Raw genomic sequence first — 23,755 nt, 5'->3', positions numbered from 1 at the left:
ATGAAGACGGACTTTGATTTCATCGTTGTGGGCGGCGGCTCCGCCGGGTCGGTGATTGCTGCTCGGTTGAGTGAGGTGGCAGACGTTTCAGTGCTACTGCTTGAAGCAGGCGGGACGGATCGCCATCCGTTTTTCCACCTGCCAGCCGGATTTGCCAAAATGACCAAGGGTATTGGCAGCTGGGGATGGACGACGGTTCCTCAGAAACACATGGAAAATAAAGTGTTTCCCTACACGCAGGCCAAAGTGATTGGCGGCGGGTCTGCCATCAATGCGCAGATCTATACCCGGGGTGCGGCGCAGGATTATGACGATTGGCGTCAGATGGGCTGTGAGGGCTGGGGCTATGACGATGTGCTGCCCTACTTCCGAAAGTCTGAGGACAATGACACCCATAACAACAAGTTTCACGGGCAAGGTGGACCGCTAGGCGTAAGCCAGCCCGCTGCGCCGCTGCCGATCTGTGATGCGTTTATCGCGGCGGGTGGTGAAATGGGCATCCCGGCAGCGGGTGACATGAATGGCGAGAAACAGGATGGGGTGGGCTACTACCAGCTGACACAGCGCAATGCGCGGCGCTCTTCTGCGGCGATGGCCTTTCTGGCGCCCAATCGCAATCGGCCCAATTTAACCATTCAGACCGGCGCTCAGGTGCGTCGCTTGAGTGTTGAGAGCGGGCGTGTGACCGGGGTCGAGTTGATGGATGGCACCAAGCTGCGCGCGGCGCGCGAGGTTGTTTTGTCTTCTGGCGCTATTGGGTCGCCAAGATTATTGCAGCTGTCCGGTATAGGGCCGGCAGATGCGCTGTCTGAGTTGGGCATCAAGGTGCAGCTCGACCAACCAAACGTTGGGGCGAATTTGCAGGATCATCTTGATCTCTATGCGATTTGCGAAGTGAGCGGACCACATACCTATGACCGATTTGCCAAGCTGCATATGTCTGCGCTTGCGGGGCTGCAGTATCTGTTTGCGCGCAAAGGGCCGGTGGCGAGCAGCCTGTTTGAGACTGGTGGATTTTGGTACGCCGATGAAAACGCGCGCTCACCTGATATTCAGATGCATCTCGGGCTGGGCACCGGCATTGAGGCGGGCGTGGCGGCCATGCCCAACGGGGGCGTGACACTGAACGCCTGTTTCCTGCGTCCGCGCTCGCGTGGATCGGTGCGCCTGCAGAGTGCTAATCCAAATGATGCACCGTTGATTGATCCAAATTATCTGGCCGACCCTTATGACCGGGAAATGTCGCTGCGTGGTTTGCAGCTGGTGCGAGACATCCTCGCGCAGGACGCGCTCAAGCCATATATTCTGGCGGAGCGTTTGCCGGGGCCGGAGGTGCGCACCGAGCAGGACGCGTTTGAATTCATCTGTCAGCATTCCAAGACCAGTCATCATTGCGCAGGCACGTGCCGCATGGGGCCAGATGAGGCCGCCGTTGTGGATATTCGACTGCGATTTAATGGGCTGGAGGGGCTGCGTGTGGCGGATGCCTCGATCATGCCAACCGTCAACTCATCCAACACCAATGCACCATCCATCATGATCGGCGAGAAGGCTGCCGATATGATCAAAGAAGATCAAGGGCTTACAACATGATCAAACATATCGTTTTGACCCGGTTCCGCTCCGACGTGTCTGAGGACACCATTTCGGAAATCTACGCGGGCCTTGCAGGTGTAACTGCGCGGCTTGAAGGGGCCTCAGGCTTTCATGGTGGTCGCTCAACCAGCCCAGAGAAGATTGAACGTGGCTACATGCACGGTTTCACGATCGATTTTGATAGCTTTGACGATCTGGCAGCCTATTCCGACGATGCAGAACACAAGCGCTGGGGCGCGGAGATTGTTGCGCACGCTGAGGGCGGGCTCGATGGGGTTCTGGTGCTGGATGTGGAGGCCTGAACCGATGATCGGAGGAGTGATGTCATGCTGAAGCTGCCAACACAGGATGGGCGCATTGAGGACTATCGCCTTCATGGCACGCCGCTCGTGCCACGCGCGCCCAAGGTTGCGCTGACCCGCACGGCCTTTGCCGCGGCGCATGTGGTTTCAGATCCGGTCGCAGAGCGAGATCCTTGGACAGGCCGTCCAGCAGTTGATTGGGACACCACTTTGGCGTTTCGCCAAGGTCTTTGGGATCAGGGGCTTGGTCTGGCAGAGGCCATGGATACAGCGCAGCGTGGCATGGGCGTTGACTGGGCCACTGCACTTGAGTTGATCGAGCGCACAATGGTGGCAGCCAAGGCGCATCCGCAAAAGCCACGTGTGGCGTGTGGTGCCGGGACCGATCATTGTGAGCTGTCTGAGCTGACCACTTCGGAGGCCATCACCGCCGCTTACGAGCATCAGGCAGAAGTCATTGAGGCGGCCGGCGGGCAGTTGATTTTGATGGCGACCCGGGCGTTGCCGGCAATCGGTGCGGACAAAGAGGTCTATCGCAAGGTTTATCGCCGCTTGATCGATGGGGCTGCGCAGCCTGTCATCCTGCATTGGCTGGGAGACATGTTTGATCCCGCGCTCAAAGGGTACTGGGGCTGTAACTCTGTTGAGGCCGCCAGTGACTTTGTTCTGGAGCTGATTGGCGAGAACCCCAGTCAGGTTGATGGCATCAAGATCTCACTGCTGGATCAGGCGCATGAGGAGGCCTTTCGGGCGCGGCTGCCTGAAGGCGTGCGTCTTTATACAGGGGATGATTTCAACTACGCGCCACTGATTGAGGGGGATGGCACACATCACTCCCATGCGCTGTTGGGGATTTTTGCCGCCATCGCTCCAGCGGCGAGTCAGGCGCTTGAGGCTTTGGCGATGGGCGACATGCACCGCTACCATGCTTTGCTGGCGCCGACAGTTCCATTGTCCCGCGAAATCTTCCGAGCACCAACGCGATTTTATAAGGCTGGCATTGCCTATCTTGCCTGGCTCAATGGCGCGCAGAGCCATTTCATTATGCCGGGCGGGTTTCAGGCGAGCAGAGATATCAGGCATTATGCAGAGGTGTTTCGTCTGGCCGATGCTGCAGGGCTGCTTTCGCAGCCGGAATTGGCGGAAACCCGCATGAAAGCCTTGCTTTCCCTGCATGGTATCTGACACCTAGCGACCATGGAGCGCAGACCGACGATCAAAGATGTGGCCCGCGAGGCTGGGGTGTCCAAATCCACCGTTAGCCTCGTGTTGCAGGGCAGCAGTTTGGTGAAGTCCGAAACGCGTGAGCATGTGCAAAAGGTGATGGCCGAGATCGGTTATGTTTATAACCGCGCCGCAGCGAAACTGCGTTCCGGTTCAACCGGTCTGATTGGTCTCGTGATCAATGATCTGCGCAACCCGTTTTTTTCTGAGCTTGCAGCCTCCCTGCAGCGCAGTCTGAGTCAGCAGGATTACGCGGCTGTGGTTGCCAACACCGAAGAAGATCCCGCCCTGCAGCAAAAGATGATCAATGCATTGATCGAGCACGGTGTGTCTGCCTTTGTGATCTGCCCCACCTATGATGATAGTGGGCAGACCTTGGAGCCGATCGCGCGCGCAGGGCTTCCTGCGATGCAGGTGTTTCGGCGCGTGGATAACCGGTTGGATAAGTTTCCCTTTGCCGCCCCGGACTATGCCGAAGGCGGGCGGCTGGCGACCAAGCATTTGCTTGAGCAGGGGGCGAAACGGATTGCGTTTGTCGGCGGGCTTGACGGGCGACCTGTCACGCAGGAGCGGGTGTCGGGATATCTCAAAGTGATGGAAGAACGTGGTCAGCAGTCGGTGGTCTTGACCGGGGCTGCCACAAGACAGTTTGGGCGCGAACAGGCGCAGGTGCTTCAAGAACGGTTTCCGGAGGTTGACGGGGTCATTTGCTTCAATGACTTGGTCGCGCTTGGGCTCGTCGCATCTGCATCGGCGCAGGGACGTGTGATCGGAGCGGAATTAAGGGTTGTCGGCGTCGATAACATCGAAGAATGTGCGCATAGTGCACCGCCGCTGAGCTCGGTGAGCTGCCGTATCCCCGAATTTGCCACCCATATCAGCGATACGTTGCTTGGGTGGCTCAACCAAGGCCCGGCGCCTGCGCCGGACGTGCGCACACCCGTGTCATTGATGGTGCGGGCCTCCAGTGGAGAGAGCTAAGTGATTGATGACCCGAATGACTTCCTGAGAGCGCTTTTTGCCAAGGCTGTGGCTGTTGCCGATCCTATGGCGGCGCTGCCGGACGCATTGCCCTCCAAACCGTCAGGTCGGTTGATTGTTGTAGGCGCTGGCAAGGCGAGCGCGCGGATGGCGGAGGCTTTGGAAGCGGCTTGGGGTCCCTGTGAAGGGCTGGTGATCACGCGCTACGGATATGAGCGCCCTTGTGCGGGCATTCGGATCTCCTCGGCCGCCCATCCGGTGCCGGACGCCGCCGGTGAAGCGGCGACGCTTGAAATGCTGGAGCTGATGCGTGGACTTGGCGCCGAGGACACGGTGATCTGTTTGATTTCGGGAGGTGCGTCCTCGCTCTTAACAGCGCCTGTTCCGGGTGTGACCTTGGACGAATTGCAGCAGGTGAACGCTGATTTGCTGGCGTCGGGTGCGCCAATTTCAGCGATGAACGCGCTGCGCAAACATTTGTGCCAAGCCAAAGGCGGTCAGTTGGCTGCGGCGGCCTATCCCGCCAAGGTGGTGTCTTTCCTGATCTCAGATGTACCGGGTGACGCGCCTGGTATGATTGGTTCTGGCCCGACGGTTGGAGAACTCTCGGATTTGGATGCCGCGTTGGCAGCGGTTGCGCCATTTGGCTTGAGCTTGCCCGCGCATGTTGAAGCGGCGGCACGGGCGCATGGTGGCGTTGTGGCGTTGGATGATGCGCGTCTTTCGACCACGGAGAATGTGCTCTTTGCCTCGCCGATGCAGTCGCTTTTGGCGGCCAAGGCGCTGGCAGAGGATGCCGGATGTGCGGTAGAGATTTTGGGCGACGCCTTGGAAGGCGAAGCGCGTGAGGTTGCCGCAGAGCATGCAGCTCTGGCAAAAGCGCGCGCCGCAACAGCCACGGAGCCTGTGCTTCTTTTGTCTGGTGGGGAGCTTACGGTGACGCGTCGTGGTGACGGTGTAGGCGGGCCAAACGCGGAATATGCGCTGGCACTTGCCTCAGCTTTGGACGGCGCGGCAGGGATTCATGCGCTGGCCTGTGACACGGATGGTGTCGACGGTGCGGCGGAGGTGGCCGGGGCGGTCATTTCGCCGAGCACTTTGACAGAGGCAGAGGCGCGTGGTGTTGATGTGGCAGAGGCCTTGGCGATCAATGATGCGCATGGGTTCTTTGCCAAGCTGGATACACAGGTTGCGCCGGGCCCGACATTGACCAACGTGAATGATTTCAGGGCGATTTTGATCACCCCGTAATGTAAATGCGCCGCAGAGAGGTCTTCGGCGCTTTCTGTTTACTTGAGGTAGTCCAGCCAAGGGCTTTGTTCAGCAATCATATGATCCACCAAGGCTCCCATGCCTTTGGATTTGGTCACTACCGGATCAACGAGCAGAGCCTGCACCACGAGATCCCGACTGCCTTGCAGGATGGCTTCGGCGGTCATGTCGTGGATGCCAATCTGGTTGGACAGAAGGCCGCGCACACCGGCTGGGATATCGATCGAAATGCCGTGCAGCCCGTTGGTGTCGATCATCGCCGGAACTTCAACGCAGATCCACTTTGGCAAGTTGGTGATGAAGCCCTTGTTTGGGATGTTGACGGCGGCCTCTTCGTAGGCTGGCGCGCCTAGCAGGGCTTCCATGATGGGGACCACGCGCTCTTTCAGAACAGGTTCGATCACCGGGTCTGTTTTGCCGAGGAAGTTGCGGTAGTAGGTGTAGAAATCCAAAATGCCCTGATGGTCAGAGCAGTCATGTGCCCACTGGATGTATTCGCCAAAGTGGCTGTCATAGGTGATTGGCAGCGCGCCGAATTTCTCAAGGATTTCGGCAAACAACCAGCGGTCAGACCATGGGCGAACAGTGTCGATCATGCTCAGGTCGATGTCCATCCAACCCTCTGTTTCAATCGACGTGCCGGTTTTGCGCGAAGCTTGCAGAATCTCTGAGTAGCCTGGCATTTCACCGAAGTAGTCTTCAGCCTTGGCGCGGACATCCTCATAGGCGTCCGAGCCATCTTTGACATAGGTGCAATCCGTCATCACCGAGAAGTGGTTTAGTCCACCTGCTCGATAGGCAATGTCAGCGCGTTCAACGCCCAATAGCGGCGCGAGGTGACGCTCCAGAGACGCGATTTCGTGGCACATGCCCACAAAGGTGAGCTCTGGGAATTTTCGGTGCACTGTCGTGCAGATCCGGCTCATGGGGTTGGAATAGTTGAACACCGTGGCGTCAGGACAGATGTCCATAACCTGCTGGCAGATGTCGAGAATTGGCGGGATGATGCGCAGGCTGTGAAACAGACCGCCGGGGCCGCCGTTTTCGCCGTAGACCTGTTGAATGCCGTATTGTTGCGGGATTTTCCAGTCCATGTCCCAAAGGGCAAAACGGTCGCCAACTTCGATAGAGATAACGACGAAGCGTGCGCCTTTGAGCGCAGCAGGAAGATCTGTGGTTGCGGTGAGCGCATGCTGGAGATTGTTGGCGGCGACATAGTCCTCAGCAACTTTTAGCGTGCGCTGGGCGGCGTCCAGATTGATGTCATGCAGGACAATCTCGGCTTGCTCTAAATGAGTGCTTTGGAAAATATCGCCCAGCATTCCTGTGCCAAATTGCAGGCTGCCCGCCCCCACGAGTACGATTTTGGTCATGCGTTTATGTCCTTTGAGATGCCTCAGGAGGCTTGGGTTGGTTTTGCAATATGAGAAATGCCAGCGTGACCTTTCGGGAAAGTCCAGTGGGTCGCACAGGCTGGTCGGCGAAGGGCCGTTATCGGTAACATGTGCGGCGAAATTGGTTTCGGCAAGTGTGTTTTTGAACGTGCATGTTGCGAAACAAGTTTCGGACGGGTTTGGAGTGGACTGAAGCATGCGAGTGCGTGATTTCAGTTGCCCCAAGGGCGGCCTTTTGCCATAGCATATTGGAAAATGTTAGCGCTAATGGTCGGCTTGCTTGGGGCATCCCATATGTGAGAGGCCAGTTTGCGAGGGAGATTGCGATGAAACGCTCAACCATCAATGAGATCATGGCCGCTGCGGACGAGATGATCCGTTCTTATGGTTTCAAGCTGCCACCATTTGCCTATTGGACGCCAGAAGAGTTCGCAGCGCGCAAGCAGGCTGCCAAAGCGCTGGTTGATGCGCGCTGCGGGTGGGACATCACCGACTACGGCGCTGGCAATTTTGATGAAATGGGCTTGTTTCTCTTCACGCTACGCAATGGCCGGTTGGCTGATCTTCAGCGAGGTGGTGGCATGTGCTACGCGGAGAAGCTCCTGATTTCACGTCAGGATCAGCTGTCCCCGATGCACACGCATGTGATTAAGGCCGAGGACATTATCAATCGTGGTGGGGCGACCATGGTGGTGGAGCTTTATGGCTCTGATGATGACGGGAACTTTGCCGAAGATCGCGGGGGCATGATCATGTGTGACGGTATCGCGCGCGAGTTTGCACCGGGAGAGAAGATTAAGTTCGCGCCCGGAGAAAGCCTCACGCTGATGCCCGGCGATTGGCATGCCTTCTGGGGCGAAGGCGGCGATGTTCTGATTGGAGAGGTCTCGACGGTAAACGACGATGAGACCGACAATATCTTTCGTGAGCCGATTGGGCGGTTTGCTGATATCGAGGAAGATGTGAATCCGACGCATCTGCTTGTGAGCGACTATGCAAAGTGGCTTGGATAAGGAAACACCATGATCCTGTGTTGCGGAGAAGCTCTGATTGATATGATCCCGGAAGCGACGGTGGGCGGAGCGGAAGGTTTTGTGCCACATGTCGGAGGCGCGGTGTTTAACACAGCGGTCGGGCTTGGTCGACTTGGCGCCGATGTCGGGCTTTTGAGCGGTATCTCAGAGGATAGATTTGGTGCGCAATTGATCGCGCGGCTTGAACAAAGCAAAGTTGCAACAGGCGCTGTTGCGCGCTTGGATCGCCCGACAACGATGGCCTTTGTGCACCTCGAAGACGGCCATGCCACCTATGATTTTTATGATGAAAATACGGCAGGCAGGATGATCGCATCTGAGGATGTTGCGCCGGTTTCGGACAATGTGCGGGCGCTCTTCTTTGGGGGCATCAGCCTCGCGGTTGAGCCTTGTGCTGATACATATGCAGATGTTTTGGAGCGTGAGGGCCAAAGCCGTGCGGTGATGATTGATCCCAATATCCGCCCGGGGTTCATCCGTGATGAGGCAACCTATCGCGCTCGTTTGGCCAAGATGTTTGCCAAAGCGGATGTGGTTAAAGTCTCTGATGAAGATCTGGCGTGGCTGATGCCAGAGCTTGCCAATATGGATGCGCGCGCCGCGCAGCTTCTGACGCAAGGGCCAGCCTTCGTGATTGTCACTTGTGGCGGCGATGGCGCGCGCGGGTATTTGGCTTCTGGGGAAGTGCTGTCTGTGGCGGCGGAAAAAGCCAACGTGGTGGACACCGTGGGCGCGGGCGACACATTCAACAGCGGTGTACTCGCGAAGCTCTCGGAAATGGGTGTCTTAGGCAAAGACCGGGTGCGGGCAGTCACGGCTGCCGAAGCTCAGGCGGCGATGGCATTCGGCGCTAAAGTCGCGGCCGTGACGGTGGCCCGTGCTGGGGCCAATCCGCCTTGGGCAGAAGAGCTAAGTTAGTGCTCGTCTAGCTTCAGAGCCAACACGCCATGTGGACGGCAAGACCGCAGGAGGCGGCGTTGGTATCTTCTGAGTACACGGCGCGAGATAGAAGGCGTGGTGAGCTCTTGTCTTCCGCGAGGTTGCGCGGCATGAAGCGGTGATGGTTTCAGGAGGCTGGAAATGACACCGCAGGATGTTGAAACGCTCTTTACTCGTGCCGATGGCAGCTATGGTTTTGCTCGCTGGGGACGCCCGATTGCCCCTGTGGTGTTCGGTGTAGAAGACGCAACCCTGCGCACAGTCAAAGGCGCTCTTGAGGCGGTGGCCACGCTGGTTGGCCATCAGATGGCGGAGACGGATCCGGAACTTGGCAGCAACCTGATGATGTTCTTCTTCCGCGAGTGGGAAGAGTTGTTGGCGGTGCCGGATCTGGATCGTCTTATCCCCGATTTGCCAGCTTTGGTTTCGCGTTTGCAGGCGGCAGATGCGACCCAGTACCGTGCATTTCGCTTTGACAACGATGGGGCTATTCAGGCGGCCTTTGTGTTTTTGCGCATGAGCGGCGAGATGGCGAAGCTGCCCGCAGAGGCGCTTGCGCTTGGGGAAGCGGTGCAAACCATCGTGACCTGGGGGCCGGCGGCCTTTGCCGAGACGTCACCGCTGGCGGTCGTGCCAGAGAGCGGAGCCACAGTGCTGCGCCCTGAGGTGGCGGCGGTGATTGCCGCAGCCTATGACCGGATGATGCCGGCCGCAGCCGAAGATCCAAGCCATGCCCTGCGTCTCTTTGCCCGTTTGCGATTGGAATAAACACCGCTTTGTTCCGCTTGCATTGAACACGTCTGCGGCCTACCCATAGGGCAGCCGAATTTGGAGCAAGTTCAATGATCTACACCCTGCCAGTCCGCATCTACTACGAAGACACCGACATGGCGGGGATTGTCTATTATGCCAACTACTTGAAATTCATCGAGCGCGGCCGCAGCGAGTGGGTGCGTGAGATTGGGCTTGATCAAAAAGAGATGAAAGACGAAGGCATCGTCTTTGTCGTGCGCAGGGTCGAGGCGGATTATCTGGGATCTGCTGTTTTGGATGACGAGCTGACCGTTGAGACCGAAGTGCGGAGCGTGACCGGCGTGCGGCTGACGATGGATCAGCGGGTGAAACGGGGCGAAGAGCTTCTGTTTCAGGCTGTGGTGACCGTGGTTTGCATGAATGAGGCAGGGCAACCGGTGCGTTTGCCGGCAAATATTCGCCAAATGATCCATTAGAGCGCGCAAATTTTCGCGATTGATGCCAATTCATTAGATTTCCCAGTGGAAACCCGCTAGGTTTGCTCTCAAACAAGGCTCCAAAAGAGGGCCTCAGAAAAGAGCAGGCAAAATGGAACACGCAGCAGTCGATTTTTCGATGTGGGCGCTTTTCGCGCGCGCAACCCTCACCGTAAAGCTGGTCATGGTGATGCTTATTGTAGCGTCGTTCTGGTCTTGGTCGGTGATCATCCAAAAGCACATCATGTATCGCAAAGCCCGCCGCGAGGCGGCGCGGTTTGATCGTGCGTTCTGGTCAGGCGAGCCGCTGGATCAGCTCTTTGAAGAACTCGGACCTGAGCCAAGTGGGCGGTCTGAGCGCGTGTTTGCCTCAGGCATGGTGGAATGGCAGCGCAGCCACCGGCAGGATGGCGGTTTGATCGCGAATGCCACCAGCCGGATTGATCGGTCGATGGATGTGGCGATTGCCAAGGAAGCTGATGAGCTGCAGCATGGCTTGCCCATCCTTGCCACGGTTGGCTCCACTGCGCCTTTCGTCGGGCTGTTTGGGACGGTCTGGGGCATCATGAACGCCTTTATTGAGATCGCGGCTCAACAGAACACCAATCTCGCTGTGGTGGCACCGGGTATTGCAGAGGCGCTGTTGGCCACGGGGCTTGGTTTGTTGGCGGCGATCCCGGCCGTGATCTTTTACAACAAGCTCAGCGCGGACAGCGATCGGATCGTATCAGGCTATGAAGCCTTTGCTGATGAGTTTGCCACCATCCTCAGCCGCCAGCTGGACGCATAAAAGATGGGCGCGGGTGTGATGAAATCAGGCGGAGGAGGCGGCAAACGCCGCCGCCGCAATCGCCGCAGCAGCCAGCCGATGAGCGAAATCAACGTGACGCCTTTTGTGGATGTCATGTTGGTGTTGCTGATCATCTTTATGGTGGCGGCCCCACTACTGACCGTGGGCGTGCCGGTGGAATTGCCAAAGACAGCAGCCAATCCGCTTCCCGGCGAACAGGAAGAGCCTTTGACCGTGACCATCGACAAGGATCTTGGCATCACCATCATGACCACGCCAGTGGCGGCGGAAGAACTGGTGCCCAAACTTCGGGCGGTTGCTGCTGAACGCAGTTCTGAACGGGTTTATCTGCGCGCAGATGGCGCTATTCCTTACGAGGCTGTGGTGCAGGTGATGGGCGCGCTCAATGCGGGTGGTTTCAGTGATGTCGGCCTTGTGACCGATGTTGGTGGGCCGACGCTCAGCGGCGCGGAGCCTGCAGCGGCCGCTGGTACGGACAACTAGGACGCAGGCGTGCATATCGGCCACTATATCTCCGGCATCGCCCACACCGGTCTGATTGGCTGGGTGTTGTTTGGCGGGGTGCTGAACCCTGATCCACCTCCGATGGAGGTGACGGATGTGTCTGTGATTTCCTCTGCAGAGTTTGACGCTTTGGTGCGCTCTCAGGAGTCACCGGATACGGCGACAGAAGTCGCGTTGCCCACGCCACCTGAAGAGTTGGAGCCGACACCGGAGTTGACATCGCAAGCGGATGACACACCTGAGCAGGTGACGCCGCCTGAGGCGCTGCCCACAGAGCCGGATGTGACTCCTGAGCTGACAGAGGTCACGCCACCAGCGCCAATTGAGCCGGACGATGTTGCGCAAGAGGCGCCTGAGTTGCCGACGCCGGAGAGTGACAGCGCGGTGATCATCCCCGATGCACCTGTCCGTCCGGCCGCCCCGCAGGCAGAACGGGTGGCGCCGGAACCTGTGGCCCCGCCGGAGCCTGAAACAGCCATTGCGGATACATTGCAGGAAGCGACACAGCCGGACGAAAGTGCTGAGGTGCAGGACGAGGTGCAAGAAGAGACAGCGCCAGAAGCCGCCAGCACTGAAATAGCGACGGAACCCAAACAAGAAGAACTCGCCAGCGCAGCGCCAAGCCGATCGTTACGTCCACGTGTGCGCCCAACGGCGCAGCCAACACCAGCGGCCGAAGCTCCGGCAGCTGAGGCAACCGATGACGCCATTGCCGCGGCATTGGCAGAAGCCAGCGCGTCTGAGGCAGCAGAGACCACCGCTGCGCCTTCCGGTCCGCCCTTGAGCCAAGGGGAACGAGATGGTCTGCGAGTTGCCGTGCAGCAATGCTGGGTCGTGGATGTAGGCTCGCGCGCTGCAGATGTGACGGTGGTTGTCGGTCTTTCCTTGGACCGCAACGGCAAAGTGCAGGGCGACATTAAGTTGCTGAGCGCAGAGGGCGGCGATGACGCTGCCACACGCACGGCTTTTCAGGCCGCAAGACGCGCGGTTTTGCGCTGTCAGAAAGACGGATATGACTTGCCAGTGGAAAAATATGACCATTGGCGAGATGTTGAGATTACATTTAACCCAGATAATATGAGGCGCCGATGAGCAGACTTTTTGCCACAGTGATGATCGGGGTGATGGCCCTGACCCCTTGGGCGCATAAGGCGGAAGCCCAAAGCACCCCTCTGCGCATCGAAATCACGGACGGGGTGATCGAGCCTCTGCCTTACGCGGTGCCAGATTTTGTTGCGGAAACGCAAGGCTCCAATCAGGTGTCACGCGATATCAGTCAGGTGATCGCCGCCGATCTGAATGGCACGGGCCTTTTCCGGCAAATCCCAGCCAGCGCGCATATTTCGAGCATCACCAACTTTGACAGTCCGGTGCAATACGCCGACTGGAAAGCCATCAACGCTCAGGCCTTGATCTCCGGGGGCGTCTCTGTGAGCGGCAATCAGCTTGAAGTGCGCTTTCGGGTGTATGATGTGTTTGCGGGGACCGAGCTGGGCAGCGGCCTGCGGTTCAAAGGCACCCTCGATGGTTGGCGGCGCATGGCCCACAAAGTGGCGGATGAAGTCTATGCGCGCATCACCGGTGAAGGCGGGTACTTTGACAGCCGCGTGGTGTTTGTAAGCGAGACAGGCCCCAAGAGTGACCGCAAAAAACGACTGGCGGTGATGGACTATGACGGCGCCAATCTGCAGTTTTTGACCGACAGTCGCGCGATTGTGTTGGCACCGCGGTTCTCTCCGAAAGGAGACCGCGTGCTCTACACGAGCTACGAAACGGGCTTCCCACAAGTGTATGTTCTGGATGTTGGCTCTGTGCAGCGCCGGGTGCTGTCCAATGAGAGCGGCACCATGAGCTTCGCGCCGCGTTTTTCGCCAGATGGCTCAAGTGTTGTTATGTCTGTGACCGAAGGCGGCAACACTGACCTCTACAAAATGAACATCGCAAGCGGGCAGCGCCAGCGTTTGACGTCGACACCGTCGATTGAAACCGCACCGAGTTACAGTCCCGATGGCAGTAAGATTGTGTTTGAGAGCGACCGTTCCGGCACACAGCAGCTCTACATCATGAACGCCAATGGTGGCGAGGCGACGCGCATCAGCTTTGGCAAGGGGCGTTATGGCACACCTGTCTGGAGCCCGCGCGGTGACCTGATTGCGTTCACCAAGCAGAACAAGGGACGTTTCCATATTGGCGTCATGCGCACCGATGGCAGCGAAGAGCGTCTGCTGACGGCTTCTTTCTTGGATGAGGGGCCAACCTGGTCGCCCAATGGGCGTGTGATTATGTTTACACGCGAAACCAAGGGCTCCGGGGGTGTGTCGGCGCTCTATTCGGTGGATGTGTCCGGACGGAACCTGAAACCGGTAAGCGTAACGGGCGGCGGTTCTGATCCAAGCTGGTCGCCACTCCAATAACGCTTGAGCGAGCAAACCACGGCGGCGTTTTCTAAAACGCAGGCTTGTGATACACGAATGGCACAACAGGCAAGAGACGAAAGAACTTTCGGGATAAAAGGCGAGGCGATTTCATGAAAACTTGGACAAAAGCGGCGTTTTTGGTGACCGCGGTGGCGCTTGGCGCTTGTACGGATGCCGATCGGTTTGGCGGCGGATCTGGTGGCTTTGGCGCGGATGGCGCTGGCGGCGTAGCGGGAAGCAGCGCCGACCCAACCTCCATCGCCTATTTCCAGGAAGCTGTCGGAGATCGTGTGCTCTTTGCTGTCGACCAGTCCACGCTAAGTGAGCAGGGGCGTCTGACGGTTCTTTCGCAGGCAAACTGGCTGCTTGAGAACACGGATTATGTGGCAGTTGTAGAAGGCCATGCCGATGAACAGGGCACCCGTGAATACAACCTCGCGCTTGGTGCGCGGCGTGCAAGTGCTGTGAAAGAGCTGCTGGTGTCCCAAGGTGTTGCCTCCAATCGCGTGCGTACTGTGAGCTACGGCAAAGAGCGCCCGATCGAGGTTTGCTCGCAGGAAAGCTGCTACGCGCAGAACCGTCGCGCGGTGACCGTGTTAACGGCAAATGTTTCGGGATAAGTCACGATGCGAGCGCAGGTATTTGCAGGACTAAGCGCACTTGCGCTTGTATTGGCCCCAGTGATGGGCAGCGCGCAGACGCGCGAGGAAACGCTGGCGGATGTGCGCCAACAACTTTCGGTGCTCTACGTCGAAATTCAACAGCTCAAACGAGAGCTTTCGACAACCGGTGCGCCGGGCACTGTAGTGGCGGGGGCCTCTACGTTGGAACGAGTCGATGTGATTGAGCAGCAGCTTCAGGTGCTGACCAACAAAACCGAAGAGCTGCAATATCGCGTAGCGCGCATCGTGGAAGATGGCACCAACCGCATTGGGGATCTGGAGTTTCGCCTCGTGGAGCTTGAAGGTGGAGACCTGAGCCAGCTTGGAGAAACCACCACGCTGGGTGGTGATATCGAGGCTGTGCCCGATGTCACCGAAGGTGAAGATGATGGATCGGGTGACGGTGAGCCGACCGAGCTGGCAGTGGGTGAGGAAACGGATTTCAATCGCGCGATGACTGCTTTGGACAACGCAGAGTATGCGTCTGCGGCAGATCAGTTCGCGTCATTTGTACAGACCTATCCGGGGAGCCCGCTGGAATCTGAAGCGCATTTGCGGCGCGGACAGGCGCTTGAAGGCACAGAAGACAAAACCGGCGCTGCGCGTGCGTTCTTGGAAGCCTATTCAGGTGCGCCTGTGGCGGGGACCGCCCCAGAAGCGCTGTTTCGCCTCGGAAAATCCCTTGGCGCGCTTGGTCAGGTCAACGAGGCCTGTGTGACGCTAAACGAAGTTGGTGTGCGCTTCCCGGGTGGTGTGTTTGTCTCTGAGGCGCAGGCCGAGATGGCCAACCTGCAGTGCCCCTGATCGCGCTAGCTGATGCCTTGTCGAAGGCACTTGATACGGCTTTCGGTCACGACTTCCCCGACAAAATTGGCGTCGCCGTCAGCGGTGGCGGAGACTCCATGGCGCTTCTGGATTTGCTGCGCGCATGGGGCAAAGCAGAAGTTTTTGTCGCGAGCGTCGATCATGGGCTTCGGCCTGAGGCGCGGGATGAAATCGCTTTGGTGGCGCAATACGCGGCGTGCCATGGGCTGCAGCACAGCGTTTTGAACTGGCGATGGGATCAGCAGGGGAATTTGCAGCAAGCGGCCCGAGAGGGGCGACGCACAGCTTTGCGCAGGTGGGCCGAAGAGTGCGGGTTGACCTGCATTGCCTTGGGGCACACTGCCGATGATCAGGCCGAAACATTTCTGATGCGGCTTGCGCGCGGATCGGGCGTGGATGGGCTTTCTGCCATGGTGTTGACACGTCATGACGGAGAATTGACGTGGTTGCGCCCGCTCCTGAACGTGCGCCGTCGGGCACTTCGTGATCATCTGAGGCAGGCGAATGTGCCTTGGGCGGATGATCCCAGCAACGAAGATCCAACGTTTGATCGCGTCAAAGCGCGCCAAATGATGGAGACATTGGAGCCGTTGGGCCTAAGCGTGGAGCGCCTGACCCAAACCGCTGATCATATGAGAGAACAGCGGGCGCTGGCGGCTTGGGCAGCAGAGCGTGCCGCGAAGGATTTGGTTTCACGGGATGCTGGTGACGTTATTTTTGATCACGCTGGGCTATTGGGCCTGCCCGACGCTCTGAAATCTCGATTGCTCGCCGATGCTTTGGGGGCGGTGTCCGGAAATCCCTATCGGCCGCGTTTCAAGACGCTTTCGGGTGTTTGGAACATTGAAGTCCCCAAGCCTTTGCACGGATGTTTGGTGATGCCGAAAGCTGGACGGTTGCGTATCACCCGTGAATGGCAAGCTGTAAAAGGCTTGCGCACCGCGACAGACAGCCTTTGGGACGGACGCTGGCGCTTGACCGCTCTCGAAGAAGGTAATGAGGCTGGCCTTGAAATTGCGGCGCTTGGCGAGGCGGGGCTGGCAGACGTTCCAGATTGGCGCGCCACCGGGCGTCCGCGCCAAAGTCTTCTGTCCTCACCAGCAATCTGGCACGGCTCAAAACTGATCGCGGCCCCCATTGCAGGCCTTTCTAACGGATGGGATGCGCAGGTTTTGGCGCTTTAGTTACAAAATGGCGCGACTTGCGAGTGTGTTTGCCAAATATCGCATTGATAACGAGGCAGCGATCTCTATTTAACTGTATACGCGCCCGTGATAGGGAACGGGCGTACTTAAAGGGAGACTTGCCTTGGGCAATGCGCGAAATGTAGCTTTCTGGGTCGTGCTTTTTCTGCTGATCCTTGCCTTGTTCAATCTGTTCAGCGGTGACAGCAGCACTCTGCAAAGCCGGGAAATCAGCTATTCTGACTTTGTTGCGTCTGTGCAAAGTGACCAGGTGGCCAGCGTGACGCTTGATGGCGAGAGAGTGCGCTATGCCACGAAAGATGGCTCCAACTATGTGGCTGTGATGCCTGCGGATGCCGAAGTCACAGGCCTGCTGATCGAGCAGGGTATTCCGGTGCGCGCTGAAAGTCAGGAAACCTCCGGGTTCCAAGCCTTCCTGATCAGCCTCCTACCTTTCCTGCTTTTGATCGGTGTCTGGGTCTACTTCATGAACCGCATGCAGGGCGGCGGCAAAGGTGGCGCAATGGGCTTTGGCAAATCCAAAGCTAAGATGCTGACTGAAAAGCAGGGCCGCGTGACCTTTGACGATGTGGCCGGCATTGATGAAGCGAAAGAAGAGCTCGAAGAGATCGTTGAGTTCCTGCGCAATCCTCAGAAATTCTCCCGACTTGGCGGCAAAATTCCAAAAGGGGCGCTGCTTGTTGGCCCTCCCGGCACCGGTAAAACACTGCTCGCGCGTGCCATTGCAGGCGAAGCGGGCGTGCCTTTCTTCACCATCTCCGGATCTGACTTCGTTGAGATGTTTGTGGGTGTAGGCGCATCGCGTGTGCGCGACATGTTTGAACAGGCGAAGAAAAACGCGCCTTGTATCGTGTTCATCGACGAGATCGATGCGGTCGGTCGCCATCGTGGCGCGGGCTACGGCGGCGGCAACGACGAGCGTGAACAGACCCTCAACCAGCTGCTTGTTGAAATGGACGGCTTTGAAGCCAATGAAGGCGTGATCATTCTGGCGGCAACCAACCGTCGTGACGTGCTTGATCCTGCGCTTCTGCGTCCGGGCCGCTTTGACCGCAACGTGACCGTGGGCAACCCGGACATCAAAGGCCGTGAGAAAATTCTTGGCGTGCACGCACGTAAGACGCCTCTTGGCCCTGACGTTGATCTGCGCATCATTGCACGCGGTACGCCGGGCTTCTCTGGTGCGGATCTCGCCAACCTCGTCAACGAAGCTGCGCTGATGGCGGCGCGTGTTGGCCGTCGCTTTGTCACCATGGAGGATTTTGAATCCGCCAAAGACAAGGTGATGATGGGCGCGGAGCGCCGCTCTATGGTGCTGACGCAGGACCAGAAAGAGAAAACAGCTTACCATGAAGCCGGCCATGCGCTGGTTGGCCTCAAGCTGCCAGAATGTGATCCGGTCTATAAAGCAACCATCATTCCGCGCGGTGGCGCGCTGGGTATGGTGGTGAGCCTGCCGGAGATGGATCGTCTGAACTGGCACAAGGCTGAATGTGAGCAGAAGCTTGCTATGACCATGGCGGGCAAGGCGGCTGAAATCATCAAATACGGCGAAGACCATGTGTCCAACGGCCCTGCAGGCGACATTCAGCAGGCAAGCCAATTGGCGCGCGCGATGGTCATGCGCTGGGGGATGTCGGAGAAGGTCGGGAACATCGACTATGCCGAAGCGCATGAAGGCTATCAGGGCAACACTGGCGGCTTCTCTGTCTCCGCGCATACAAAAGAGCTGATCGAGGAAGAGGTGAAACGCCTGATCCAGGAAGGCTACGACAAAGCGCACCAGCTGCTCACCGATTTCAACGATGAATGGGAGCGTTTGGCGCAGGGGCTTCTGGAATATGAAACCCTGACCGGTGATGAAATCAAACGCGTGATGGACGGCGAGCCGCCACAATCGGGCGATGATGACAGCAATGACGCAGATGAGGGCAACGCGCCAAGCGTCACCGCGATCCCGAAAACCAAACCGCGCAGCAAACCAAGCGGTGATGGTGGGATGGAGCCGGAGCCGTCGGCCTGATCTGACTTTACTTACAACACAAGACCCCAGAGCGATGAAGCGCTCCGGGGTTATTTGTTTGCGCGCTCTGTTGTCTGCGCAGTTAGGGGCAGGCCATAGAAGAGATGCGTCACCCAAATTGATGTTTGCCATCAAGGCTCGTCGTTTGTTGTGTTGCCTGCCTGTTGTTAGGGTCGCCGGGCAGATACTCAGGAGACGACCCAATGCCCGCGCTCAAACTCACCTCTTTTGAAGCAGAGATCACCTGGTTGGGGCGCGTTGCACCCGCTGGAAAAGATCTGCGTGCGACTGCTGCGGAAACACTTACATTGTCGATTGGTGGCGCGGTCGGTGAGGCACACTCAGGCGTGACGCGGAAATCCTGTGTGCGAGTGAAGGCGCTTTATGAGAAAGGTACAGAGATCGCCAATGTACGCCAATTGTCAGTGCTGTCACACGAAGAGCTGGATCTGATTGCGCAAGAAATGGGGCTGGAGACAGTGGACCCGGCGTGGCTCGGCGCCTCTATCGTGGTCAAAGGCATTCCGGATTTCACCAATGTGCCTCCTAATGCGCGGCTTCAGGGGCCGGATGGCGCGACCATTACGATTGATATGGAGAATCGCCCCTGCGTGTTGCCGGGGCGCGTGATCGAAGGTCACCATCCGGGGCATGGCCCGAAATTCAAGGCGGCGGCTGACGGGCGTCGGGGCGTGACTGCCTGGGTCGAGCGGGAAGGGCATTTTGCGGTGGGCGACAAACTGCGACTGTTCGTGCCTGATCAGCCTGTTTGGGCGCATTTGGACGCCGCGCGGGCGGGTTGAACGCCGCATCGCAGCGCGCGTCGGTCCGTTGAAGCCTATATTGACGTAACGTTTCCTAAAAGAAACCACCGCCACGATCGCCGACGCAACAAGCGCGGGAAATGTCGGAATTGCATCCCTCGGGTGACGTTGTGAGCGCTAGAAGTGGGTCAGAACGTCAACATCCTTGTGACAGGGACCGCCATGAGTTTCAAAACCGACATCGAAATCGCCCGTGAAGCCAACAAGAAACCGATTCAGGAAATCGGTGCAAAGCTGGGCATCAGCTCTGATGACCTGCTGCCATATGGCCACGACAAAGCCAAAGTCAGCCAGGAGTTCATCAACTCCGTCAAAGACAAAGAAGACGGCAAATTGATCCTGGTGACCGCCATCAACCCGACACCTGCGGGCGAAGGCAAAACCACCACTACCGTGGGTCTGGGCGACGGCCTGAACAAGATCGGCAAAAACGCCATGATCTGTATCCGCGAAGCGTCTCTCGGCCCGAACTTCGGCATGAAAGGCGGCGCAGCGGGCGGCGGCATGGCACAGGTTGTGCCAATGGAAGAAATGAACCTGCACTTCACAGGTGACTTCCACGCCATCACCTCTGCACACTCCCTGCTGTCGGCGATGATCGACAACCACATCTACTGGGGCAACGAGTGTGAAATCGACATCCGCCGCGTTGCATGGCGTCGCGTGGTCGACATGAACGACCGCGCTCTGCGTCAGATCACAGCCTCCCTGGGCGGCGTGTCCAACGGCTTCCCACGCGAAACCGGCTTTGACATCACCGTGGCTTCCGAAGTTATGGCGATCCTCTGCCTGGCAAACGATCTGGAAGATCTGGAAAAGCGTCTGGGCGACATCATTGTGGCTTACCGCCGCGACAAGACCCCAGTTTACTGCCGCGACATCAAAGCGGAAGGCGCAATGACCGTCCTGCTGAAAGACGCAATGCAGCCAAACCTCGTGCAGACCCTGGAAAACAACCCGGCGTTTGTACACGGCGGCCCATTCGCCAACATCGCACATGGCTGTAACTCCGTGATCGCAACCAAGACCGCTCTGAAAGTGGCGGACTACGTTGTGACCGAAGCGGGCTTTGGTGCCGACCTTGGTGCTGAGAAGTTCATGAACATCAAGTGCCGCAAAGCTGGCATCGCGCCTTCCGCGGTTGTTCTGGTTGCCACTGTGCGCGCCATGAAGATGAACGGCGGCGTTGCCAAAGCTGATCTGGGTGCGGAAAACGTTGAAGCTGTTCAGAATGGCTGTGCCAACCTTGGCCGTCACATCGAGAACGTGAAGTCCTTCGGCGTGCCGGTTGTTGTGGGCATCAACCACTTTGTGACCGACACCGACGCAGAAGTTCAGGCCGTCAAAGACTACTGTGCAGAGCACGGCGTCGAAGCGGTTCTGTCCCGTCACTGGGAGCTGGGTTCTGAGGGCTCCGCACCGCTGGCAGAGAAAGTGGTGGAAATCGTGGAAGGCGGTTCCGCCAACTTCGCACCGATCTACCCAGATGATATGCCGCTGTTTGAGAAGATCGAAACCATCGCGAAGCGCATCTATCGTGCAGACGAAGTTCTGGCGGACAACAAAATCCGCAACCAGCTGCGCGAGTGGGAAGAAGCGGGTTACGGCAACCTGCCGGTCTGCATGGCGAAAACCCAGTACTCCTTCTCCACCGATCCGTCGCTGCGCGGCGCGCCAACAGGCCACTCCGTGCCTGTGCGTGAGGTGCGTCTGTCTGCCGGTGCTGGCTTCATCGTGGTTGTCTGCGGTGAGATCATGACCATGCCGGGTCTGCCCCGCAAGCCTGCGTCGGAGAGCATCCGTCTGAACGACGAAGGCTTGATCGAAGGCCTGTTCTGATCCGGATTGCGGTTTGGGCATAGGCAGGGTAGGGCATGCGCGACACGTTCTGGAGAACAGCGATGCTTGCCCCTGCCGATTGCCCCGACATGCCAACTTTGCGCGAGCAAATCGATATGCTGGACCGCACATTGGTCCAGCTATTGGCCAAACGGGCGACCTACATCGACCGGGCGGTTGAGATCAAACAGGGGGTCGGTCTGCCGGCCTCCATTCCGGCCCGCATCGAAGATGTGGTGGCCAAAGTCCGCGCCACAGCCGAGGCCGAGGAACTGGATCCAGACCTCATAGAAACCTTGTGGCGTCAATTGATTGATTGGTCGATTGCGCGAGAGGCGCAGACCATAGAATTCGAATAGCGGAGCACGACATGCGCGCAGCAGTGATTGATGGGAAAGAGATTGCAGCGACGCTGCGCTCAGAGGTCAGGGCAGAGGCGCAAACGCTGAGCGAACTGGGGTGGGCCCCACGCTTGGTCTCTATCTGCGTTGGCGATACGGCTGCCGCCGAGATCTACGTCCGCAACCAGCAGAAACAAGCCGAAAGCGCGGGTGTTCAGTTTGAGGCGCGCAGTTATCCGGCTGAAACCTCTTTGGAGCAGCTCATTGGCATCCTGCAGGGTCTCAACCATGATCCACGCGTAAACGGGATCATCATCCAGCGTCCGTTGCCAGAGCACATTCCGGTGAAAGCGCTGCAGAAAACGGTGCATCCACTGAAAGACGTTGAAGGCATGCACCCGGCCTCTATCGGCAACATTGTTTACAACGATCTGGCGCTTGGCCCCTGTACGGCGGTGGCAGCGGTGGAGATCCTAAAAACCCTGCCTTTGCAGATGGAAGGGTTGAACGTCACCGTGATCGGCCACAGCGAGATCGTGGGCAAGCCAATTGCCTTCCTGATGATGGGCCTTGGTGCAACGGTCACCGTATGCCACCACATGACCCGCTCGGTTGCCATGCACAGCCGTGCCGCAGATGCGGTGTTTGTTGCGGTGGGCAAGCCGGGTCTGGTGACCGGCGACATGATCAAGCCGGGCGCTGCGGTGATTGATATCGGCATCAACCGGGTTGAGACGCCAGACGGCCCGCGCACGGTAGGTGATGCAGATTTTGCCAGCTGTTCAGAGGTGGCGGGCTGGATCACACCCGTGCCCGGCGGCGTCGGCCCTGTGACAGTGGCCACACTGATGAAAAACGCCGTGTTGGCGACACGGATGCAAATGGATCATTACCGGGCGTCTTATGCCCGGGCGGATGCGTAAGGGGAGACCAAGATGACTGCGCAAGTGATTGACGGAAAGGCCTTTGCGGCCACTGTGCGCGAGAAAGTGGCGGGCCATGTGGCGCGCCTGAAAGAGGAGCACGGGATCACCCCGGGCCTCGCGGTTGTGCTGGTGGGCGAGGATCCTGCGAGCCAGGTGTACGTGCGCTCCAAGGGCAAGCAGACCGTGGAATCGGGCATGAACAGCTTTGAGCACAAGCTTGACGCAGACACGTCTGAGGCCGATCTGCTGGCGCTGATCGATCAGCTTAACAACGACGAGACCGTACACGGCATTCTGGTGCAGTTGCCGCTGCCTGGTCATCTGAACGAAGATCTGGTGATCAACTCCATCGCGCCGGAAAAAGACGTGGATGGCTTTCACATTTCCAACGTGGGTCTGCTGGGCACTGGTCAGAAATCCATGGTGCCTTGCACACCGCTGGGCTGCCTGATGATGCTGCGTGATCACCACGGCTCGATCTCCGGCATGAATGCTGTGGTGATTGGCCGTTCCAACATCGTTGGCAAGCCAATGGCGCAGCTTTTGCTGGGTGACAGCTGCACCGTGACCATCGCACACAGCCGCACCAAGGATCTGCCCGGTGTGGTCAAACAGGCCGACATCGTTGTTGCCGCGGTGGGCCGCCCGGAAATGGTGCCAGGGGACTGGATCAAAGAAGGCGCAACCGTAATTGATGTGGGCATCAACCGCATCGACGCGCCGGAAAAAGGCGAAGGCAAAACTCGCCTTGTGGGTGACGTGCATTACGAAAGCGCTGCCAAAGTGGCCGGTGCAATCACCCCGGTTCCCGGTGGCGTTGGTCCGATGACCATTGCTTGCCTGCTTGCCAATACCGTGACCGCGTGTTGCCGCGCAAACGGTTTGGAAGAGCCCGAAGGGCTGACAGCGTAAGCCTTTGGCGATACAAGATTTTGAGGCGGTCCTTTGGGCCGCCTTTTCTATTTGGGCAGGATCGGCACCATTGTGCCCGTGAGCAGAGCAATTTGCGTGCGCAGGCCCCTGTCTAAAGCAAACACTTCGGCCTGCACGATCACCAGGCGGCGGCCGGGTTTGACCACCCGACCAATCGCTTCAAGATGGTCTCCCTGCGCTGGAGCCAGCAGGTGAATTTTCATTTCGCTTGTGAGAACCTCTGCCTCTTCAGGCATCATGGAAAGCGCCGCATAGCCCGCTGCGCTATCGCCCAGCCCAAAGGACAGCGCGGCGTGGCCGAAACCATGCTGTTGCGTGCAAGTGGGCAGAATAGGCGCACTGAGCGTCACCGTGCCAGCATCCAGGTTGGTCAGCTTAGCACCCAGAGTTGTCATCATGGCCTGCTTGGCAAAGCTGTGGTGAATTTTCTGCGCGATTGGTTCTGATAGTGGCATTTGTTTTCCTCTCCCACAG

The 23,755-nt window shown here is 58.3% G+C and carries 24 protein-coding genes; 22 read left to right on the top strand and 2 right to left on the bottom strand.

Going from position 1 to position 23,755, the window contains the following annotated elements; translation table 11 throughout:
• The 5 genes from J7399_RS04105 to J7399_RS04085 are packed head-to-tail and all read left to right on the top strand — an operon-like array spanning position 1 to position 5,354.
• Entirely contained in the window at positions 1-1,593 is a 1,593-nt protein-coding gene (locus J7399_RS04105; RefSeq protein ID WP_209084267.1) for a GMC family oxidoreductase N-terminal domain-containing protein, read from the top strand.
• Positions 1,590-1,898: a Dabb family protein gene (locus tag J7399_RS04100; RefSeq protein ID WP_209084266.1), complete on the top strand. Its 309-nt coding sequence runs from the start codon at positions 1,590-1,592 to the stop codon at positions 1,896-1,898. The genes J7399_RS04105 and J7399_RS04100 overlap by 4 nt, the downstream gene beginning before the upstream one ends.
• Positions 1,899-1,922: 24 nt before the next feature.
• A complete protein-coding gene (locus J7399_RS04095; protein ID WP_209084265.1) occupies positions 1,923-3,083 on the top strand; it encodes a dihydrodipicolinate synthase family protein in 1,161 nt (386 codons plus the stop codon).
• A 12-nt stretch (positions 3,084-3,095) separates the two neighbouring features.
• A complete protein-coding gene (locus J7399_RS04090) occupies positions 3,096-4,103 on the top strand; it encodes a LacI family DNA-binding transcriptional regulator (protein ID WP_209084264.1) in 1,008 nt (335 codons plus the stop codon).
• Between the two features lie 3 nt (positions 4,104-4,106).
• Positions 4,107-5,354 carry a glycerate kinase gene (locus J7399_RS04085; RefSeq protein WP_348539441.1) on the top strand — a complete coding sequence of 416 codons (1,248 nt, stop codon included), beginning with the start codon at positions 4,107-4,109 and terminating at the stop codon, positions 5,352-5,354.
• Positions 5,355-5,392: 38 nt separating this feature from the next.
• Here J7399_RS04085 and J7399_RS04080 read toward each other — a convergent pair whose 3' ends face one another.
• On the bottom strand, positions 5,393-6,748 hold the full coding sequence (locus J7399_RS04080; protein ID WP_209084261.1) for a hypothetical protein: 1,356 nt from the start codon (positions 6,746-6,748) through the stop codon (positions 5,393-5,395).
• A gap of 347 nt (positions 6,749-7,095) precedes the next feature.
• Between J7399_RS04080 and J7399_RS04075 the strand changes: the two genes are divergently transcribed.
• The 17 genes from J7399_RS04075 to folD all read left to right on the top strand — a co-directional run bounded on the left by J7399_RS04075 (position 7,096) and on the right by folD (position 23,260).
• Positions 7,096-7,782: a D-lyxose/D-mannose family sugar isomerase gene (locus tag J7399_RS04075; RefSeq protein ID WP_209084259.1), complete on the top strand. Its 687-nt coding sequence runs from the start codon at positions 7,096-7,098 to the stop codon at positions 7,780-7,782.
• Between the two features lie 9 nt (positions 7,783-7,791).
• On the top strand, positions 7,792-8,721 hold the full coding sequence (locus J7399_RS04070; protein ID WP_209084257.1) for a carbohydrate kinase: 930 nt from the start codon (positions 7,792-7,794) through the stop codon (positions 8,719-8,721).
• A 162-nt stretch (positions 8,722-8,883) separates the two neighbouring features.
• Positions 8,884-9,510, top strand: a complete 627-nt coding sequence (locus J7399_RS04065) for a hypothetical protein (RefSeq protein ID WP_209084255.1) — start codon at positions 8,884-8,886, stop codon at positions 9,508-9,510.
• Between the two features lie 74 nt (positions 9,511-9,584).
• Positions 9,585-9,971, top strand: coding sequence for a tol-pal system-associated acyl-CoA thioesterase (gene ybgC / locus J7399_RS04060; protein WP_209061946.1), 387 nt, complete (start codon positions 9,585-9,587; stop codon positions 9,969-9,971).
• Positions 9,972-10,083: 112 nt separating this feature from the next.
• Positions 10,084-10,761 (top strand): protein TolQ, encoded by a 678-nt coding sequence (gene tolQ / locus J7399_RS04055; protein ID WP_209061944.1) that lies wholly within the window; start codon positions 10,084-10,086, stop codon positions 10,759-10,761.
• Between the two features lie 3 nt (positions 10,762-10,764).
• On the top strand, positions 10,765-11,265 hold the full coding sequence (gene tolR, locus J7399_RS04050; protein ID WP_209084253.1) for a protein TolR: 501 nt from the start codon (positions 10,765-10,767) through the stop codon (positions 11,263-11,265).
• Positions 11,266-11,274: 9 nt separating this feature from the next.
• On the top strand, positions 11,275-12,378 hold the full coding sequence (locus J7399_RS04045) for an energy transducer TonB (protein WP_209084251.1): 1,104 nt from the start codon (positions 11,275-11,277) through the stop codon (positions 12,376-12,378).
• Entirely contained in the window at positions 12,375-13,700 is a 1,326-nt protein-coding gene (gene tolB / locus J7399_RS04040) for a Tol-Pal system beta propeller repeat protein TolB (RefSeq protein WP_209084249.1), read from the top strand. The genes J7399_RS04045 and tolB overlap by 4 nt, the downstream gene beginning before the upstream one ends.
• A 113-nt stretch (positions 13,701-13,813) precedes the next feature.
• On the top strand, positions 13,814-14,323 hold the full coding sequence (gene pal, locus J7399_RS04035) for a peptidoglycan-associated lipoprotein Pal (RefSeq protein WP_209084248.1): 510 nt from the start codon (positions 13,814-13,816) through the stop codon (positions 14,321-14,323).
• Positions 14,324-14,329: 6 nt separating this feature from the next.
• Positions 14,330-15,169, top strand: a complete 840-nt coding sequence (locus tag J7399_RS04030) for a tetratricopeptide repeat protein (RefSeq protein WP_209084246.1) — start codon at positions 14,330-14,332, stop codon at positions 15,167-15,169.
• Between the two features lie 17 nt (positions 15,170-15,186).
• Positions 15,187-16,374, top strand: a complete 1,188-nt coding sequence (tilS, locus tag J7399_RS04025) for a tRNA lysidine(34) synthetase TilS (RefSeq protein ID WP_247742713.1) — start codon at positions 15,187-15,189, stop codon at positions 16,372-16,374.
• Positions 16,375-16,498: 124 nt separating this feature from the next.
• Complete coding sequence (ftsH, locus tag J7399_RS04020) at positions 16,499-18,418, top strand: ATP-dependent zinc metalloprotease FtsH (protein WP_209084245.1); 1,920 nt, start codon at positions 16,499-16,501, stop codon at positions 18,416-18,418.
• 203 nt (positions 18,419-18,621) lie between these two features.
• Positions 18,622-19,221 carry an MOSC domain-containing protein gene (locus J7399_RS04015; RefSeq protein ID WP_209084244.1) on the top strand — a complete coding sequence of 200 codons (600 nt, stop codon included), beginning with the start codon at positions 18,622-18,624 and terminating at the stop codon, positions 19,219-19,221.
• A gap of 183 nt (positions 19,222-19,404) precedes the next feature.
• Entirely contained in the window at positions 19,405-21,081 is a 1,677-nt protein-coding gene (locus J7399_RS04010; RefSeq protein WP_209077602.1) for a formate--tetrahydrofolate ligase, read from the top strand.
• Between the two features lie 62 nt (positions 21,082-21,143).
• On the top strand, positions 21,144-21,440 hold the full coding sequence (locus J7399_RS04005) for a chorismate mutase (protein ID WP_209061926.1): 297 nt from the start codon (positions 21,144-21,146) through the stop codon (positions 21,438-21,440).
• An 11-nt stretch (positions 21,441-21,451) separates the two neighbouring features.
• A complete protein-coding gene (locus J7399_RS04000) occupies positions 21,452-22,345 on the top strand; it encodes a bifunctional 5,10-methylenetetrahydrofolate dehydrogenase/5,10-methenyltetrahydrofolate cyclohydrolase (protein WP_209061923.1) in 894 nt (297 codons plus the stop codon).
• A 12-nt stretch (positions 22,346-22,357) separates the two neighbouring features.
• Positions 22,358-23,260: a bifunctional methylenetetrahydrofolate dehydrogenase/methenyltetrahydrofolate cyclohydrolase FolD gene (folD, locus tag J7399_RS03995; RefSeq protein ID WP_209077606.1), complete on the top strand. Its 903-nt coding sequence runs from the start codon at positions 22,358-22,360 to the stop codon at positions 23,258-23,260.
• Between the two features lie 47 nt (positions 23,261-23,307).
• On the opposite strand, the gene J7399_RS03990 is transcribed toward folD, so the two are convergent.
• On the bottom strand, positions 23,308-23,736 hold the full coding sequence (locus tag J7399_RS03990) for a PaaI family thioesterase (RefSeq protein WP_209084243.1): 429 nt from the start codon (positions 23,734-23,736) through the stop codon (positions 23,308-23,310).
• Between the last annotated feature and the right edge of the window lie 19 nt (positions 23,737-23,755).

The sequence above is a fragment of the Shimia sp. R9_1 genome (assembly GCF_017743775.1).
GTDB lineage: Bacteria > Pseudomonadota > Alphaproteobacteria > Rhodobacterales > Rhodobacteraceae > Shimia.
The sequence above is the reverse complement of the archived record's forward strand: the minus strand, read 5'-3'. Positions and strand labels throughout refer to the sequence as shown.